The sequence below is a fragment of the Streptomyces mobaraensis NBRC 13819 = DSM 40847 genome, assembly GCF_017916255.1.
GTDB lineage: Bacteria > Actinomycetota > Actinomycetes > Streptomycetales > Streptomycetaceae > Streptomyces > Streptomyces mobaraensis.
Map to the genome: position 1 here is coordinate 4,699,107 of NZ_CP072827.1, position 15,318 is coordinate 4,714,424.

The following is a 15,318-nucleotide window of genomic DNA, read 5'->3' on the forward strand; positions in this document are numbered from 1 at the left end:
GGCGCCGGGCGGCTCTCCTCCGCCCGCCCGGGCGGGGCGCGCGGCCCCTACTTCTTGAGCACCGCCTGCATGATCTTCTTGGCGATGGGCCCCGCGAGCCCGCCGCCCGAGACGTCCTCGCGGTCGACCCCCGAGTCCTTCGGGTCGATGAAGACGGCCACGGCGACCGGCGAGCCGTCCGCCTGCTTGGCGTAGGAGACGAACCAGGCGTACGGGATCTCGCTGTTGCCGACGCCGTGCTGCGCGGTGCCCGTCTTCCCGCCGACCGTTACCCCGTCGATCAGCGCGGCCTTGCCGGTGCCCTCCCGCGCGGTGAACTCCATCATCTCCTGGACCTTGCGGGCCGTGTCCGCCGAGACCGCCTGGGACATCTCCTCCGGCTTGTGCCGCTCGACCGTGGACAGGTCGGGCGAGCGCAGGCTGTCGACCAGGTACGGCTTCATCAGCTTGCCGTCGTTGGCGAGGGCGGCGGTCATCATCGCGACCTGGAGCGGGGTGGCGGCGAGGCTGCCCTGGCCGATGCCGGTGAGGGCGGTCTGCGGCCGGTTCATCTCCTTCGGGTAGACGCTCTTGACCGTCGCCACGGGCATGAAGAGGTCCTGGTTGAAGCCGAACTTCTCGGCCGTCTCCCGCATCTTGTCCTTGCCCAGCTCGGCGGCGATCTTGGCGAAGACGTTGTTGCACGAGTACTGCATCGCGACCTTGAGGGAGGCGTTGCGGCAGGGCGCGTTCTCGTTCTCGTTCTTCATCGGCGTGACCGTGTCCGGCAGGTTCCAGGGGTACGGCGAGTCGGTCGGGGTGTCGACGTCGTGGTAGAGGCCGTGGTCCAGGGCGGCCGCGGCGGTGAGGATCTTGAAGGTGGAGCCCGCCGGGTACAGCTCCTTGATCGCCCGGTTGGAGAGCGGCTTGTCCTTGTCCTTCTCCAGTGCCTGCCAGGCCCGGGCGTCCTTGTCGCGCTCCCCGGAGAAGACCGACGGGTCGTACGACGGCGTCGAGACCAGGGCGAGGATCTTCCCGGTTCCGGGCTCGATGGCCACGGCGGCGCCCTTGTACTTCGCCAGCCCCTCGTAGGCGGCCCGCTGGGCCTGGGGGTCGATGGTCGTGACCACGTCACCGCCCTCGGGCTTCTTCCCGGTCAGCGCCCGGGTGGTGTTCCGGAGGAACAGCCGGTCGTCGTCACCGGTGAGGAAGCGGTCGTAGACGTGTTCGAGCTGGCTGTTGGCGTAGATCTGCGACGAGTAACCGGTCACGGGTGCGTACATCGGCCCGTTCTTGTACGTGCGTTTGTACTTCAGATCGCCCGCGGACGTCGGCGTGGAGCCGGTGACCGGGCTGCCGCCGACGATGATGTCGCCGCGCGGCTGCGCGTAGGCGGCGATCTTCACCCGCCGGTTCTTGTCGTGGTGCGCGAGCTCGTCGGCCTGGACGAACTGCACCCATGTGCTGCGCACCAGCAGTGCCAGGACCAGCAGGCCGGTGAAGATCGCTATATGTCGCACGGGCTTGTTCAAGGTGTGACCACTCCCCGGTTCGCGGTGGATCCCCCAGGGGAGGATGCGGAACCGGAGCGGCCTGGTTGCAAAAGGGGAGAAACCTGTGAGGCTCCTGTGAAACGGGGCAATGTCCGCCCAACGCCTCGAAAGGGCCGCACGGGTCTCGCGGACCTCATCGGTCTCACGGGTGAGGCCCTCATGGCGTCCCGAGCAGCACGAACAGCACCACCATCCCGACCGCCAGCAGCAGCCCGGCCCGCCGCAGCATGGCCTGGGCCTCGCGCAGCTCGTCGGGCGGTTCGTCGGACGGGTCGGACCACAGCACACCCTTATGGTCCGGCGCACGGTCCCGTCCGGCCTGAGTACGGGTACTCAGGCCGGGATGTGAACCGGGTCTCCCGGGCTCAGGCGGGCCAGTAGGACGTGCGCCACGCCCGCGGTCCGGGCGCCGGCGCCCGCCGGGTCCTGGCCAGCCGGGCCGGGCTGGCCCACTCGGGGCGGACGACCTCGTCCGGCGCGGCGGCGTTCGCCCGGGCCGCCGCGCGGGCCTGGACCACCGCCAGTGCGGCGGCCAGCTCCTCCGGCGTGGGGTTGCCGCGTACCACCTTGATCACCTGACGCTCCCTTCCCGTGCTCCCGTGCCGTACCGCTGTCCACGGCTGCCCGCCGCGCGTCCCTCCACACCGCGTACCGCCGGGACGGACCACGGCGCCCTCTTCGTACAGCCGACCGCTACAGCGGGATGTTCCCGTGCTTCTTGGGCGGCAACACCTCGCGCTTGTCCCGCAGGGTGCGCAGGCCCCGGACGATGTGCCGGCGGGTGTCGGACGGCATGATCACCGCGTCCACGTAGCCGCGCTCGGCCGCCGTGTACGGGTTGAGGAGCGTGTCCTCGTAGTCGGCGATCAGCCGGGCGCGCAGCTCCTCGCGCTCCTCGTCCGACGCGACGGCCGCCAGCGCCCGGCGGTGCAGGATGTTGACCGCGCCCTGGGCGCCCATGACGGCGATCTGGGCGGTCGGCCAGGCGAGGTTCAGGTCCGCGCCGAGGTGCTTGGAGCCCATCACGTCGTACGCCCCGCCGAACGCCTTGCGGGTGATCACCGTGATCAGCGGGACGGTGGCCTCCGCGTAGGCGTAGATCAGCTTGGCGCCGCGCCGGATGATGCCGTTGTACTCCTGGTCGGTGCCGGGCAGGAAGCCGGGGACGTCGACGAAGGTGATCACCGGGACGTTGAACGCGTCGCAGGTGCGGACGAAACGTGCCGCCTTCTCGCTCGCGTCGATGTCCAGGCAGCCGGCGAACTGCATCGGCTGGTTGGCGACGATGCCCACCGGGTGGCCCTCGACCCGGCCGAAGCCGGTGATGATGTTCGGCGCGAACAGGGCCTGGGTCTCCAGGAACTCGCCGTCGTCCAGCACGTGCTCGATCGCCGTGTGCATGTCGTACGGCTGGTTCGCCGAGTCCGGGATGAGGGTGTCCAGCTCCCGGTCGGTGTCCGAGACCTCCAGGTCGGCCTCCTCGGGGAAGGCGGGCGGTTCGGAGAGGTTGTTGGACGGCAGGTAGGAGAGCAGCGCCTTGACGTACTCGATGGCCTCCTTCTCGTCGCCCGCCATGTGGTGGGCCACGCCGGAGGTCGCGTTGTGGGTGCGCGCGCCGCCCAGTTCCTCGAAGCCGACGTCCTCGCCGGTGACGGTCTTGATGACGTCCGGACCGGTGATGAACATGTGCGACGTCTGGTCGACCATCACCGTGAAGTCGGTGATCGCGGGGGAGTAGACCGCGCCGCCCGCGCAGGGGCCGACGATCAGGGAGATCTGCGGGATCACCCCGGAGCCGTGCACATTGCGCCGGAAGATCTCGGCGAACAGGCCGAGCGCGACCACGCCTTCCTGAATCCGGGCGCCGCCGCCGTCGTTGATGCCGACGACCGGGCAGCCGGTCTTCAGGGCGAAGTCCATCACCTTGACGATCTTCTCGCCGTAGACCTCGCCCAGCGAGCCGCCGAAGATGGTGAAGTCCTGCGAGTACACGCAGACCGTGCGGCCGTCGACCGTGCCGTAGCCGGTGACGACGCCGTCGCCGTAGGGGCGGTTCTTCTCGATGCCGAAGTTGGTGGAGCGGTGCCGCGCGAACTCGTCGAGCTCGACGAACGACCCCTCGTCCAGCAGCAGCTCGATCCGCTCGCGGGCGGTCAGCTTGCCCTTGGCGTGCTGCTTCTCCACCGCCCGCGCGGATCCGGCGTGCGTCGCCTCGTCGATCCTGCGGCGCAGGTCGGCGAGTTTGCCCGCGGTCGTGTGGATGTCGATCCCCTCGGTGCCCGCGGCACCTTCCGCGCCGGACGGGCCGGCGGCGTCGGGACGGCGGGCGGCGGGCTGGGCTGCTGACTCGGACATCGGGCTGCGGCTCCTGTGTGTCCTGAGATGGGCGGTGGTCCGGAGAAGTGGGGGGCGGGAGGCTGCGGGAAGTTGACGGCGGCGGGGGACGGAGTGCTGGTCGACCTGCTGCGGGCGTGCCGGATCCGGCCGCCGGAACGGCCCGCATCAGGGCTACCGGGTCGTAGCGTATCGGCGCGACCGCCTTCCGGGAGTGCGGCGTTGGCCACACCTCGTGAGGTCGGTGGGGCTTGGGGCGTCGGGGGTTTTGGGGTGGTGGCGGACGGGGTAGACGAGGCGGCCGTCGGTGCGGGCGGCGACCGGCCAGGGTTGTCCGGTCGGGGTGAGCCGGGATGTCCGGCCCCGGGTTGTCCGGCCGGGGGAGTCGGGATGTTTGGCCGGGGATGTCCGGGCTGGGGCGAGCGGCCGGGGATGTCCGGCAGGGATGTTCGGACTGGGCTGAGCGGCCGGGGATGTCCGGGCTGGGATGTGCGGCCGAGGATGTCCGGCCGGGATGTTCGGACTGCGGGTCCGGACTGGGGTGAGCGGCCCGGGTTGTCCGGCCGGGACGTTTGGCCGGGATGTCCGAGGTGACGGATATCCAAGGCGGCGGCACGGATGTCTAAGGTGACGGCATGACTCCGCCCGACACCCCCGGAAGCCGCTGGTCCGACCTGGACCGGCCCCCGCTGAACGCCCCCGCGCTCCGGCGCGCGCTGCTGCGGCCCGGAGGGCTGTGGACCTCGCTGGACGTGGTCGCGAACACCGGGTCGACCAACACCGATCTCGCCGCGGCCGACGGGCCCGAGGGCGCCGTGCTCGTCGCGGAGGAGCAGTCGGCGGGCCGGGGCCGGCTGGACCGCACCTGGTCCGCGCCCGCACGGTCCGGGCTGTTCCTCTCCGTCCGGCTCACCCCCGGGCCCGGCGTGCCCGTCCGGCGCTGGGGCTGGCTGCCGCTGCTGACCGGCGTCGCCACCGCCTCCGCGCTGTCCCGGGCGGCGGGCGTCGACACCGCGCTGAAGTGGCCCAACGACCTCCTCGTGACCGTCGAAGGACGGGAACGCAAGGCCGGCGGCATCCTCGCCGAGCGGTCCGGCGACTCCGTCGTCGTCGGCATCGGCGTCAACGTCTCCCTGCGCGCCGACGAACTCCCGGTGCCCACCGCGGGCTCGCTGGCCCTGGCCGGCGCCGGGCGACTGGACCGCGACCCGCTGCTGCGGGCCGTGCTCCGCTCGCTGGAGGACTGGTACACGGCCTGGCGCGACGCCGACGGCGACCCGGCGGCCTGCCGGCTCCAGGAGGCGTACGCGGCCGGCTGCGCCACGCTCGGCCGGACCGTACGGGCCGAACTGCCGGGCGACCGGCGGCTGGTCGGGGAGGCCGTGGCGGTCGACGGCGACGGCCGGCTGGTGCTCGCCACCGAGCACGGGGTGCAGCGGCCGGTGGACGCGGGCGACATCGTTCATCTGCGTCCGGCGTCGTCAGGAGAGTGAGCTAGGGCACACCTGCCGTATCGTTGTGCCCGGAAAGCGAGCGAGCGGCGATCGGCAGGGCAGTGCGCACGGATCGGACAGGGGGCGGGCGGTGACCGCCGACGGTGGGGGTACCCCCCGTTCCGTAGAGGCCGGGGAGGTCTCGGGGGCCGACGGGGCCGACAAGGGGAGCCGGACCGAGCGGGGGACGGGCGTCCCGGACGGCACGGCGGAACGGGCCGGTGGGCCCGCGGAGCTCGACTCCGCCGCCGACGAGGGCGGCGACCCTCTCGCGCTCCGGCTGGAGGCGCTGATCCTCGGCGCAGAGCGGCGCTACACCCCGTTCCAGGCCGCCCGCGCGGCCGGTGTGTCCATGGACCTCGCGGCCCGCTTCTGGCGCGCCATGGGCTTCGCCGACATCGGCCAGGCCAAGGCGCTCACGGAGGCGGACGTCCTGGCCCTGCGGCGGCTGGCCGGCCTCGTCGAGGCGGGGCTGCTGAGCGAGCCGATGGCCGTCCAGGTGGCCCGCTCCACCGGCCAGACCACGGCCCGGCTCGCCGACTGGCAGATCGACTCCTTCCTGGAGGGCCTGACCGAGCCTCAGGAACCGGGCCTCACCCGGGCGGAGATCACCTATCCGCTCGTCGAACTGCTCCTGCCGGAGCTGGAGGAGTTCCTCATCTACGTCTGGCGGCGCCAGCTCGCCGCCGCGACCGGCCGCGTGGTGCAGGCCCAGGACGACGCGGAGATGGTCGACCGGCGGCTGGCCGTCGGCTTCGCCGACCTGGTGGGGTTCACCCGGCTCACCCGGCGGCTGGAGGAGGAGGAGCTCGGCGAGCTCGTCGAGGCGTTCGAGACCACGGCCGCCGACCTGGTGGCCGCGCACGGCGGCCGCCTGATCAAGACCCTCGGCGACGAGGTCCTCTACGCGGCCGACGACGCGGGCACGGCCGCGGAGATCGGCATCCGCCTGATCGAGACCCTCAGCCACGACGAGACCATGCCCGAACTGCGCGTCGGCATCGCCTTCGGCACGGTGACGACGCGCATGGGCGACGTCTTCGGCACGACCGTCAACCTGGCCAGCCGGCTGACGTCGATAGCGCCGAAGGACGCGGTGCTGGTGGACGGCGCCCTGGCGGAGGAGCTGCTGCGCAGCGGGGACGCCCCGAAGTCGGAGGCGGAGGTGGCGGCGGCCGTGGCCGCGGCGGAGGCGGAGGGCAGGCCCGCCTCGGCGGTCAAGTACCGCTTCGCACTGCAACCGATGTGGCAGCGGCCGGTGCGGGGACTGGGCGTCGTGGAGCCGTGGCTGCTCACGCGGCGGGAGCAGGGGTGAACGGGGCCGGTGCGGCCGGTCTTTGGCGGATGGGGCCCTGAACGGCCGCCCGCCCGCGACCCGGTGTCGTGCCGAGCCGGCAACCCGCGGGTCAGAGGCGGTTGTCAGTGGCGGGTGCCATCATCGCCCTTGTGAACGGACACGTTGAGGATCTGTCGGAGCCCGGCCGCTCCACCCGGCCGTCCCGCTCGCCGAGCGGCTTCGACGCCCGTCGCCCGCGGCACGGCGTGGAGGCGGCGCGGCCGATCGCACAGGGCGTGGGGACGACGCCGGGCACGGAACGGGCGCGCCTGCGGGTGCCGCTGGAGGCGGGTGGCGCGCGGCAGCCGTTCGCGCGGGTGCGCGTGCCCGCCGGGGAGGCGGTTCCGGTGTGAGGGCGGGGGCGGGGCTCGTCTCCTGACATCATCGGAGGCATGCTCGATCGCATCATCGCCGCTTGTGACGGCGCTTCGAAGGGGAACCCCGGGCCGGCCGCCTGGGCGTGGGTGGCGGCCGACGCCGAGGGACGGCCGGAGCGCTGGGAGGCCGGTCCGCTGGGCCGGGCGACCAACAACATCGCCGAGCTCACCGCTCTGCGACGGCTGTTGGAGGCCACCGACCCGGCCGTGCCGGTCGAGGTGCGGCTCGACTCGCAGTACGCGATGAACGCGGTCACCAAGTGGCTGCCGGGATGGAAGCGGAACGGCTGGAAGACGGCGGCCGGGAAGCCGGTCGCCAACCAGGACCTGGTCCGGAGCATCGACGCGCTGCTGACCGGGCGCGAGGTCGAGTTCCGGTACGTGCCGGCGCACCAGCAGGGCGGTGACCCGCTCAACGCGATCGCCGACCAGGCCGCCAGCGACGCCGCCGTCTCCCAGCGCGCGGCGGGCACGGCCCACGGCGACGCCGGGTTCCCCGTCCCGGACGCGTCCCGCGCGACGGCCCCGCCGCGCCCCCGGCGGACCGGCGGCACGCCGGGCGGCTCCGCCGCGTCGGGGGCGAAGGGCGCCCGCTCCCGGGGCACCCTCAAGGCGAAGTTCCCGGGCCGGTGCGTGTGCGGCAAGTCCTACGCGGCGGGGGAGCAGATCGCCAAGAACCAGCAGGGCTGGGGCCATGCGGCGTGCAGGACGGACTCGGGATCCGGCCCGTCCGGCGCTTGAGGACGGCGTGCCGCGGGCGCGGTCGGGGGGTGCGGGGGCGGAACCCCTGCGGGAGACGGTGAAAGGGCGGGATGCGGGCCACCCCAGCGGGCGCCGGCCCGCGGGGCAAGCCCCCCACGGGTATGGCACCGCCACGACGGTCAGTGCATGATCGTGGCCACAGCCGAAGAGAGGGTAATCGCGTGAGCGAACAGCGCTTTGGTGAGTGGATCGCCATCCGCACACACGAAGACGGCCGGGTAGCCGAGCTCGTACTCGACCGCCCGAAGGCCATGAACGCCGTCTCCACCGAACTGGGCCGCTCGATCGCCGAGGCGACCGCCGCGCTCTCCGCCGACCGGACCGTCCGCGCCGTCGTTCTGACGAGCACGCACGAGCGGGCGTTCTGCGTCGGCGCCGACCTCAAGGAGCGCAACTCCTTCACGGACGCGGACCTCTCGCGTCAGCGCCCGCACGCCCGCGCCGCCTACACCGGCGTCCTGGAGCTGCCGGTGCCGGCCATCGCCGCCGTGCACGGCTTCGCCCTCGGCGGCGGCTTCGAACTCGCCCTGTCCTGCGACATCATCGTCGCGGACGAGACCGCCGTGGTGGGGCTCCCCGAGGTGTCCGTGGGCGTGATCCCGGGCGGGGGCGGCACCCAGCTGCTGCCGCGCCGGGTCGGCGCGGCCCGCGCCGCCGAGCTGATCTTCAGCGCGCGGCGGGTGGCGGCGGCGGAGGCCCGGGAGCTGGGCCTGGTCGACCGGTTGGTGCCCGCCGGGCAGGACCGCGACGAGGCGCTGGCCCTCGCCGCCCGGATCGCCGCGAACTCGCCCGTCGGCCTGCGGGCGGCCAAGCGCGCCCTGCGCCTCGGGCACGGTCTGGACCTGCGGGCCGGACTGGAGGTCGAGGACGCGGCCTGGCGCACGGTGGCCTTCTCCGGAGACCGTGCGGAGGGCGTGGCCGCGTTCAACGAGAAGCGGACCCCGGACTGGCCGGGCGAGTGACGGCACCGGGGGCCGGCCGGCCCCCGGCCACGAGCGGATCGTCGACGGCGAAACGGAATGACCTGGGATGAAGCGGGAAGTCGCGGAACCCTCAAGGTCGCGGAACCCTCACAAGGCGGAATGAGCGCACCGTTCCTACGCTGGAGTGCGAGGGCTGCGCGCAGCGGTGGAATGTGAGGCTCTGGTGGCTGGTGACGCGGATCGTGACGACCGCCTGTCCGCCGTGGTGGAGCTGGCGCAGGCGATGGCGGCGACGCAGTCCCTCCTCGACGGGGTGGCCGCCGCCGCGGAGGGCGCCCTGCGGGCCCTGAACGGCTCCTTCGCCGCCGTCTCCGTCTGGGAGCGGGAGAGCGGCCGGCTGCGGGTCCTCGTCAACGAGGGGGAGCGCGCTCCCGACGAGGAGCGGTTCCCCGCCGACGAGACGTATCCGGTGCACAACTTCCCGGAGGTCGCCGAGTTCCTGCACGAGGAGTGGGTGGGCGGACGGCCGCACGCCTGGGTGGAGAACCTGGACGACGACCAGGGCGGTGCGAACGGGCCGGGCCTCCTCCCCGTAGGCCACCGCGTCGAGGTGCTGCGCCGCCGACGCCGGGGCAGTTGCGTGATCGCCCCCATCGTGCTGCACGGGCGCGCCTGGGGCGAGCTGTACGTGGCGCGGCCCCTGGGCGCCCCCCGCTTCGGACGCGCCGACGCGGACTTCGCGGCCGTCCTGGCCGCCGTCACGGCCGCCGGCATCGTCCAGACCGAGCGGCTGGAGGAGGCCCGCAGACTGGCCTACACCGACCCGCTGACCGGCCTGGGGAACCGCCGCGCCGTCGACGCGCGGCTCGACGAGGCCATCGAACGGCACCTGGCGGAGGGCGTCGTCGTCAGCCTGGTCGTCTGCGACCTCAACGGCCTGAAGCGGGTCAACGACACCCTGGGGCACGCGCAGGGCGACCGGTTGCTGGAACGATTCGGCTCGCTGCTGTCGCTGTGCGGCGCACGGCTGCCGGGCGCGCTCGCCGCCCGGCTCGGGGGCGACGAGTTCTGCCTGCTCACGGTGGGGGCCCCGGCCGACGAGGTGGTGCGGGCGGCCGAGGAACTGTGCCTGCGGGCCCGGCGGTTGGAGCTGGGCGAGGGGGTCGCCTGCGGGATCGCGTCGACGGGCGATCCGATCGGGCCCGTGCGCACCGCGCGCCGCCTGTTCCGGCTCGCCGACGCGGCCCAGTACCGGGCCAAGGCGGCGGGCGCGGAGAAACCGGTGGTCGCGGGGCGGGAGGGGGGCCGGGACGACCCGGTCGTACGGCTCGCGGACCGGCCGCCGGCGCCGCCTCGCGCGGAGCGCCGGAGGTTCCGGGGGCGGAAGGCGTGAGGTTCCGCGGTGCCCCTGTTCTTCCCTGGCGGGGGCACCGCGTTCTTCCTTGGCGGGGGCACCGCCACCTCCCGTTCCTCCGGGGCGCGGCATGCTCGCGGCCCGCGCGGTGTTGTACAGGGCAGTTCCCCTAGTGACAGACCGCGATTCAGACCCTAGGGTGCCTGAATATGGATATGCAGACGCACGTGGACACCGACGTGGTGGTGGGAAGCTCCGGAACGACCGCGAACGACGTGATCGCCGTGGCGCGCCACGACGCACGCGTCGTCGTGTCCCCCGAGGCCCTGGCCGCCGTCGCCGCCTCCCGGCAGGTCATCGAGGACCTGGCGGCCAAGCCGGACCCGGTCTACGGCGTCTCCACCGGCTTCGGCGCCCTCGCCGTCCGCCACATCAGCCCCGAGCTGCGCGCCCAGCTCCAGCGCAACATCGTGCGCTCGCACGCCGCCGGCATGGGACCGCGCGTGGAGCGCGAGGTCGTGCGCGCGCTGATGTTCCTGCGCCTCAAGACCCTCGCCTCCGGCCGCACCGGCGTCCGGCCCGTCGTCGTCGAGACGATGGCCGCCCTGCTCAACGCGGGGATCACCCCCGTCGTCCACGAGTACGGCTCCCTCGGCTGCTCCGGCGACCTGGCGCCGCTCTCGCACTGCGCCCTCACGCTCATGGGCGAGGGCGAGGCGGAGGGCCCCGACGGCGTCCTCGCGCCCGCCGCCGAACTGCTCGCCGCGCACGGCATCGAGCCCGTCGAACTCCGCGAGAAGGAGGGGCTCGCGCTCCTCAACGGCACCGACGGCATGCTCGGCATGCTCGTCATGGCCTGCTCCGACCTCGCCCGCCTGATCACCTCCGCCGACGTCACGGCCGCGCTCTCCCTGGAGGCCCTGCTCGGCTCCGAGAAGGTCCTCGCCCCCGAACTGCACGCCATCCGCCCGCACCCCGGCCAGGGGACCAGCGCCGACAACATGCTGCGCGTGCTGGCCGGTTCGGGCATGACCGGGCACCACCAGGACGACGCGCCCCGCGTCCAGGACGCGTACTCGATCCGCTGCGCGCCCCAGGTCGCGGGCGCCGGGCGCGACACCCTCGCGCACGCCCGGCTGGTCGCCGACCGCGAGCTGGCCGCCGCCGTCGACAACCCGGTCGTCCTGCCCGACGGACGCGTCGAGTCCAACGGCAACTTCCATGGCGCGCCCGTCGCGTACGTCCTCGACTTCCTGGCCATCGCCGCAGCCGACCTGGCGTCCATCGCCGAGCGGCGCACCGACCGGCTGCTCGACAAGAACCGTTCGCACGGCCTGCCGCCGTTCCTCGCGGACGACCCCGGGGTCGACTCCGGCCTCATGATCGCCCAGTACACGCAGGCGGCCCTGGTCAGCGAGATGAAGCGGCTCGCCGCGCCCGCGTCGGTGGACTCCATCCCGTCCTCCGCCATGCAGGAGGACCACGTCTCGATGGGCTGGTCCGCGGCGCGCAAGCTGCGGACCTCGCTGGACGCTCTCGCCCGGGTGATCGCCGTGGAGCTCGTCGCCGCCACGCGCGCCGTCGAGCTGCGGGGCGGGCTGACGCCTTCGCCGGCCACGGCCGCTGTGCTGCGGGCCGTCCGGGAGGCCGGGGTGGAGGGGCCGGGGGCGGATCGGTTCCTCGCGCCGGATCTCGCGGCGGCGGAGGCTTTCGTTCGGTCCGGGGGGCTGGTGGAGGCCGTGGAGGCCGTGGTCGGAAGCCTGGGGTGATTCCGGGCTGGGGCCCGGGGGCGTGCCCCTGTCCCACCCCTTCCCGTTTCGTGCGGGGGCTCTGCCCCCGCACCCCCGGAACCGCGCTCCGCGCGGTCGTCCTCAAACGCCGGACGGGCTGGACGGGGTGGCGTTCCGCGAGCGGCGGACCGCCAGCGTGACCAAGGCGCCCCCCACCGCCACGAAGCCCACGCCCCCGTACACGTACGGCGTGGTGTCCACGCTGCCCGAGTCGGCCAGGCGGCGGCCGTCGGGCGGTGCCGGTGCCGACGGGTGGGCGGAGGGGTGCGCGGGCGTCGCGTTCGCCGTGGGGACCAGCCAGCCCGCGCACAGCAGCACCCCGGCGGCGACGGCGGTCAGCAGCGGGCGGCGCGTGGTCACGGCGGGGCATCCCCTCGACGGAGCGGTGGACGTCGAACTGATGGTAGTGACACGCGTGCGCGGTACGGAAGGCGCGGGCTTTCCGGCCTCCTGACCACCCGGCTTGGGCGCAGGCGCCCCGAGGGTCTTTACTGGCGTGGTCTTCCCCACACTTTGCGCGTGGGTGGAACGGGCGAATCGGGTCAGGCGTTCCCTAAGCAGTAACCGGGACCAGTGGGCGCGCGTGGGCGTCCCGCCGTCCCGGTGAAGGCCGAGGGGCCGGATCGTGCCCTCGTGGCCCGGTCCGGGGATTTTCGGGGTTCAGAGCGATGGAGATGCGTGTGATGAAGGACGGCAAGCGCCGCAAGGGCCTGGTGGCCGCGGCCGCCGTGCTCGGTGGGGTGCTCACCCTCGCCGCCTGCGGCGGTGGCGACGACGGCGACAACAAGGGCGGCGGCTCCGGCAAGGAGAAGTCCCAGCAGAACGTCGACGCGGCAGCCGCCAAGGACGCCTCCACGGCGCAGATCAAGATCACGCCCAAGGGCGGCACCACCAATGCCGGCACCGCGGTGGACGCCGTTCAGGTCACGGTCAGCGACGGTGAGCTCACGAGCGTCAAGATGACGGACGAGAAGGGTCGCCCGGTCGAGGGTTCCCTCGCGCCGGACAAGAAGAGCTGGAAGCTCAAGAACCCGCTGGAGCGGTCCTCCAAGTACAAGATCGTCGCCGAGGCGAAGGACGACAAGGACCGTCGCGCCACGGAGAACTCCTCGTTCTCCACGGTTTCGCCGAACAACAGCTTCATCGGCAGCTTCACCCCGGAGAACGGTCAGACCGTCGGCGTCGGCATGCCGGTCTCGATCAACTTCGACAAGCCGATCAAGAACCGCAAGGCCGTCCAGTCCCACCTGAAGGTGACCTCCAGCAGCGGCCAGCAGGTCGTCGGCCACTGGTTCAACGACCAGCGCCTCGACTTCCGCCCGCAGGAGTACTGGAAGGCCAACTCCGAGGTCACCCTCAAGATGGAGCTCGGCGACGTCGAGGCCGCGCCCGGCATCAAGGGCCTGCAGAACAAGACCGTCAAGTTCCGGATCGGCCACTCCCAGGTCTCCACGGTGGACGCCAAGACCCACCAGATGACCGTGGTGCGCGACGGCAAGGTCCTCAAGACCATCCCGATCTCGGCCGGCAGCCCGTCCAACCCCACCTACAACGGCAAGATGGTGATCTCGGAGAAGTTCACCGAGACCCGCATGGACGGCTCCACCGTGGGCTTCTCCAAGGCCGACGGCAAGGGCGAGTACGACATCAAGGACGTCCCGCACGCCATGCGGCTGTCCACGTCGGGCACGTTCATCCACGGCAACTACTGGGGCAGCGGCATCTTCGGCGTCGAGAACACCAGCCACGGCTGCGTCGGCCTGCAGGACAAGCAGGGCGCCGACGACCCGAACACGCCGGGCGCCTGGTTCTTCAAGAACTCCCAGATCGGCGACGTCGTCGTGGTGAAGAACTCCGACGACAAGACGATCGCCCCGGACAACGGCCTCAACGGCTGGAACATGAGCTGGCAGGACTGGGTCAAGGGCAGCGCCACCGGCGCCTGATCCCGACCCCGTCCCGCCGCCGGGCGGCGGCCGCACCGCGCGGCTGCCGCCCGGCGGTTTTGCGCGACGTACGAAGGAGGAACCCCCGTGGGCAAGCGCCGGGACCGTGAGCGGCCCGAGGAGGCCGCCGGGCCGCGGCCCGCCGTCGAGGCGGCCGTGCGCCGGCTCCGCGCGCTCCCCGCGGCCGCCGCCGAGGACGCGGCCGACGCCGACGCCTCCGTCCTCGCCGCCGCGCCCGCCGGGCCGGCGGCCGTCGGACGCGCCCTGCTCGCCACCGCCGAGGCGGAGCTCCGGCGCGCCTGGGAGCGCGGCTGGCAGCCCGCCGACGTCGTCCGGCTGGCCCGCCGCGACGCCACCGGCCCCGGCCTCCGCTTCGTCCTCGCGGCCGTGGCCGCCGAGGCCCGCCGGTATCCGCCCGGCACGCTGCCCCCGCGCTGGGCCGGGCAGCTCCGCGACCTGGACGCGGTGGTGTGGTGGCCGGACGACGACGCGTTCCTGGACGGCTTCGCGCGCCGCGAGCGCCTCAGCCGCTTCGAGACCGTCGCCGCCGCGCTCCTCGCCCTGCGCCTCGTCGCCTCCCTGCCGCACATCGGCCTCGCGGGTCCGCTCCCCGGGACCGCCGGATCCCGGCCGTCCACGCCGGGCGGCCGGGCCGCCGCCGTCGAGCCGAAGACGCTCGCCCGGATCCGGGCCCTGCTGGCCAAGGCCGAGTCGACGGACTTCCCCGACGAGGCCGAGGCGTTTTCCGCCAAGGCGCAGGAGCTCATGGCGCGCCACTCGCTCGACGACGCGCTCCTCGCCGCCGCCGCCGCCGCGGACGCCTCCGCCGCCGACGGGCCGGACGTCTGCCGGCTCGGCGTCGAGGGGCCGTACGAGTCCGCGAAGGCCCTGCTGCTCAGCGCTGTCGCCGAGGCCAACCACTGCCACGCGGTGTGGTCCGGCGAGTACGGGTTCTCGACGGTCGTCGGCTTCGAGGCCGATCTGGAACTCGTCGAGTTGATGTACACCTCGCTGCTGGTGCAGGCGGACGCGGCGATGATCCGCGCCGCCGACGCGCACCACCGCGGTACGAACGGGCACGGCCCGAACGAGCGCGGTGCGCGCGCCCGTTCGGGCCGTCGGACGCGCGACTTCCGCGAGTCCTTCCTGATCGCCTACGCCGCTCGGATCGGCGACCGGCTGTCCGCCGCCGCCCGGGACGCGACCGAGCACGCCGCCCGCCCCGAGGCCCTGCCCGTGCTCGCCGCCCGCGACGTCGCCGTCGGCGAGACGGCCGGGCGCCTCTTCCCCGAGACCACCTCGCACCGGCTCAGGGGCCGCGACGCGGAGGGCTGGGCCCGGGGCACGGAGGCCGCCGACGCGGCCCGGCTGGGGCGGCGGCGCCCGGCGGGGTGACGGCGGCTGGTGGGGTGAGGGCGCCCGGCGAGGTGAGGGCGCCCGGTGGGGTGACGGCACACGGCGGGGTGCGGGC

14 protein-coding genes are annotated in these 15,318 nt (G+C 73.5%); 9 read left to right on the forward strand and 5 right to left on the reverse strand.

What is annotated here, in order from left to right:
* Nucleotides 1-47 precede the first annotated feature (47 nt).
* The 4 genes from J7W19_RS20335 to J7W19_RS20345 form a co-directional block, all read right to left on the reverse strand.
* On the reverse strand, nucleotides 48-1,511 hold the full coding sequence (locus tag J7W19_RS20335; protein WP_004949085.1) for a peptidoglycan D,D-transpeptidase FtsI family protein: 1,464 nt from the start codon (nucleotides 1,509-1,511) through the stop codon (nucleotides 48-50).
* Nucleotides 1,512-1,689: 178 nt separating this feature from the next.
* The gene (gene mmpB / locus J7W19_RS33520) at nucleotides 1,690-1,818 is read right to left on the reverse strand and encodes a morphogenic membrane protein MmpB (RefSeq protein ID WP_004949086.1); all 129 of its coding nucleotides are present in this window, start codon (nucleotides 1,816-1,818) and stop codon (nucleotides 1,690-1,692) included.
* 79 nt (nucleotides 1,819-1,897) lie between these two features.
* Entirely contained in the window at nucleotides 1,898-2,107 is a 210-nt protein-coding gene (locus J7W19_RS20340; protein WP_004949088.1) for an acyl-CoA carboxylase epsilon subunit, read from the reverse strand.
* A 118-nt stretch (nucleotides 2,108-2,225) separates the two neighbouring features.
* Nucleotides 2,226-3,887 carry an acyl-CoA carboxylase subunit beta gene (locus J7W19_RS20345; RefSeq protein ID WP_004949090.1) on the reverse strand — a complete coding sequence of 554 codons (1,662 nt, stop codon included), beginning with the start codon at nucleotides 3,885-3,887 and terminating at the stop codon, nucleotides 2,226-2,228.
* 614 nt (nucleotides 3,888-4,501) lie between these two features.
* On the opposite strand from J7W19_RS20345, the gene J7W19_RS20350 reads away from it, so the two are divergent.
* The 7 genes from J7W19_RS20350 to hutH all read left to right on the forward strand — a co-directional run bounded on the left by J7W19_RS20350 (nucleotide 4,502) and on the right by hutH (nucleotide 11,880).
* Nucleotides 4,502-5,359: a biotin--[acetyl-CoA-carboxylase] ligase gene (locus tag J7W19_RS20350; RefSeq protein ID WP_004949092.1), complete on the forward strand. Its 858-nt coding sequence runs from the start codon at nucleotides 4,502-4,504 to the stop codon at nucleotides 5,357-5,359.
* 91 nt (nucleotides 5,360-5,450) lie between these two features.
* Nucleotides 5,451-6,674, forward strand: coding sequence for an adenylate/guanylate cyclase domain-containing protein (locus J7W19_RS20355; RefSeq protein ID WP_004949094.1), 1,224 nt, complete (start codon nucleotides 5,451-5,453; stop codon nucleotides 6,672-6,674).
* Between the two features lie 131 nt (nucleotides 6,675-6,805).
* A complete protein-coding gene (locus J7W19_RS20360; protein ID WP_158688804.1) occupies nucleotides 6,806-7,048 on the forward strand; it encodes a hypothetical protein in 243 nt (80 codons plus the stop codon).
* A gap of 39 nt (nucleotides 7,049-7,087) precedes the next feature.
* Nucleotides 7,088-7,813, forward strand: a complete 726-nt coding sequence (locus J7W19_RS20365; protein WP_004949098.1) for a ribonuclease H family protein — start codon at nucleotides 7,088-7,090, stop codon at nucleotides 7,811-7,813.
* Nucleotides 7,814-7,995: 182 nt separating this feature from the next.
* The gene (locus J7W19_RS20370; RefSeq protein ID WP_004949100.1) at nucleotides 7,996-8,796 is read left to right on the forward strand and encodes an enoyl-CoA hydratase/isomerase family protein; all 801 of its coding nucleotides are present in this window, start codon (nucleotides 7,996-7,998) and stop codon (nucleotides 8,794-8,796) included.
* Nucleotides 8,797-9,040: 244 nt separating this feature from the next.
* Entirely contained in the window at nucleotides 9,041-10,150 is a 1,110-nt protein-coding gene (locus J7W19_RS20375) for a GGDEF domain-containing protein (protein WP_051072670.1), read from the forward strand.
* Between the two features lie 170 nt (nucleotides 10,151-10,320).
* Nucleotides 10,321-11,880, forward strand: coding sequence for a histidine ammonia-lyase (hutH, locus tag J7W19_RS20380; RefSeq protein ID WP_040891082.1), 1,560 nt, complete (start codon nucleotides 10,321-10,323; stop codon nucleotides 11,878-11,880).
* Between the two features lie 102 nt (nucleotides 11,881-11,982).
* On the opposite strand, the gene J7W19_RS20385 is transcribed toward hutH, so the two are convergent.
* Nucleotides 11,983-12,261, reverse strand: coding sequence for a hypothetical protein (locus J7W19_RS20385; RefSeq protein WP_004949105.1), 279 nt, complete (start codon nucleotides 12,259-12,261; stop codon nucleotides 11,983-11,985).
* A gap of 308 nt (nucleotides 12,262-12,569) precedes the next feature.
* Here J7W19_RS20385 and J7W19_RS20390 point away from each other — a divergent pair, with 308 nt between their 5' ends.
* On the forward strand, nucleotides 12,570-13,847 hold the full coding sequence (locus J7W19_RS20390) for a L,D-transpeptidase (protein ID WP_040891084.1): 1,278 nt from the start codon (nucleotides 12,570-12,572) through the stop codon (nucleotides 13,845-13,847).
* 87 nt (nucleotides 13,848-13,934) lie between these two features.
* Nucleotides 13,935-15,242: a DUF2786 domain-containing protein gene (locus J7W19_RS33525; RefSeq protein ID WP_004949109.1), complete on the forward strand. Its 1,308-nt coding sequence runs from the start codon at nucleotides 13,935-13,937 to the stop codon at nucleotides 15,240-15,242.
* Nucleotides 15,243-15,318 lie beyond the last annotated feature (76 nt).

Coding starts and splice junctions, on each gene's coding strand:
- J7W19_RS20390 (WP_040891084.1), top strand. CDS start 12,570: ATGGAGATGCGTGTGATGAAGGACGGCAAGCGCCGCAAGGGCCTGGTG.
- J7W19_RS20375 (WP_051072670.1), top strand. CDS start 9,041: ATGGCGGCGACGCAGTCCCTCCTCGACGGGGTGGCCGCCGCCGCGGAG.
- J7W19_RS20350 (WP_004949092.1), top strand. CDS start 4,502: ATGACTCCGCCCGACACCCCCGGAAGCCGCTGGTCCGACCTGGACCGG.
- hutH (WP_040891082.1), top strand. CDS start 10,321: ATGGATATGCAGACGCACGTGGACACCGACGTGGTGGTGGGAAGCTCC.
- J7W19_RS20365 (WP_004949098.1), top strand. CDS start 7,088: ATGCTCGATCGCATCATCGCCGCTTGTGACGGCGCTTCGAAGGGGAAC.
- J7W19_RS20345 (WP_004949090.1), bottom strand. CDS start 3,887: ATGTCCGAGTCAGCAGCCCAGCCCGCCGCCCGCCGTCCCGACGCCGCC.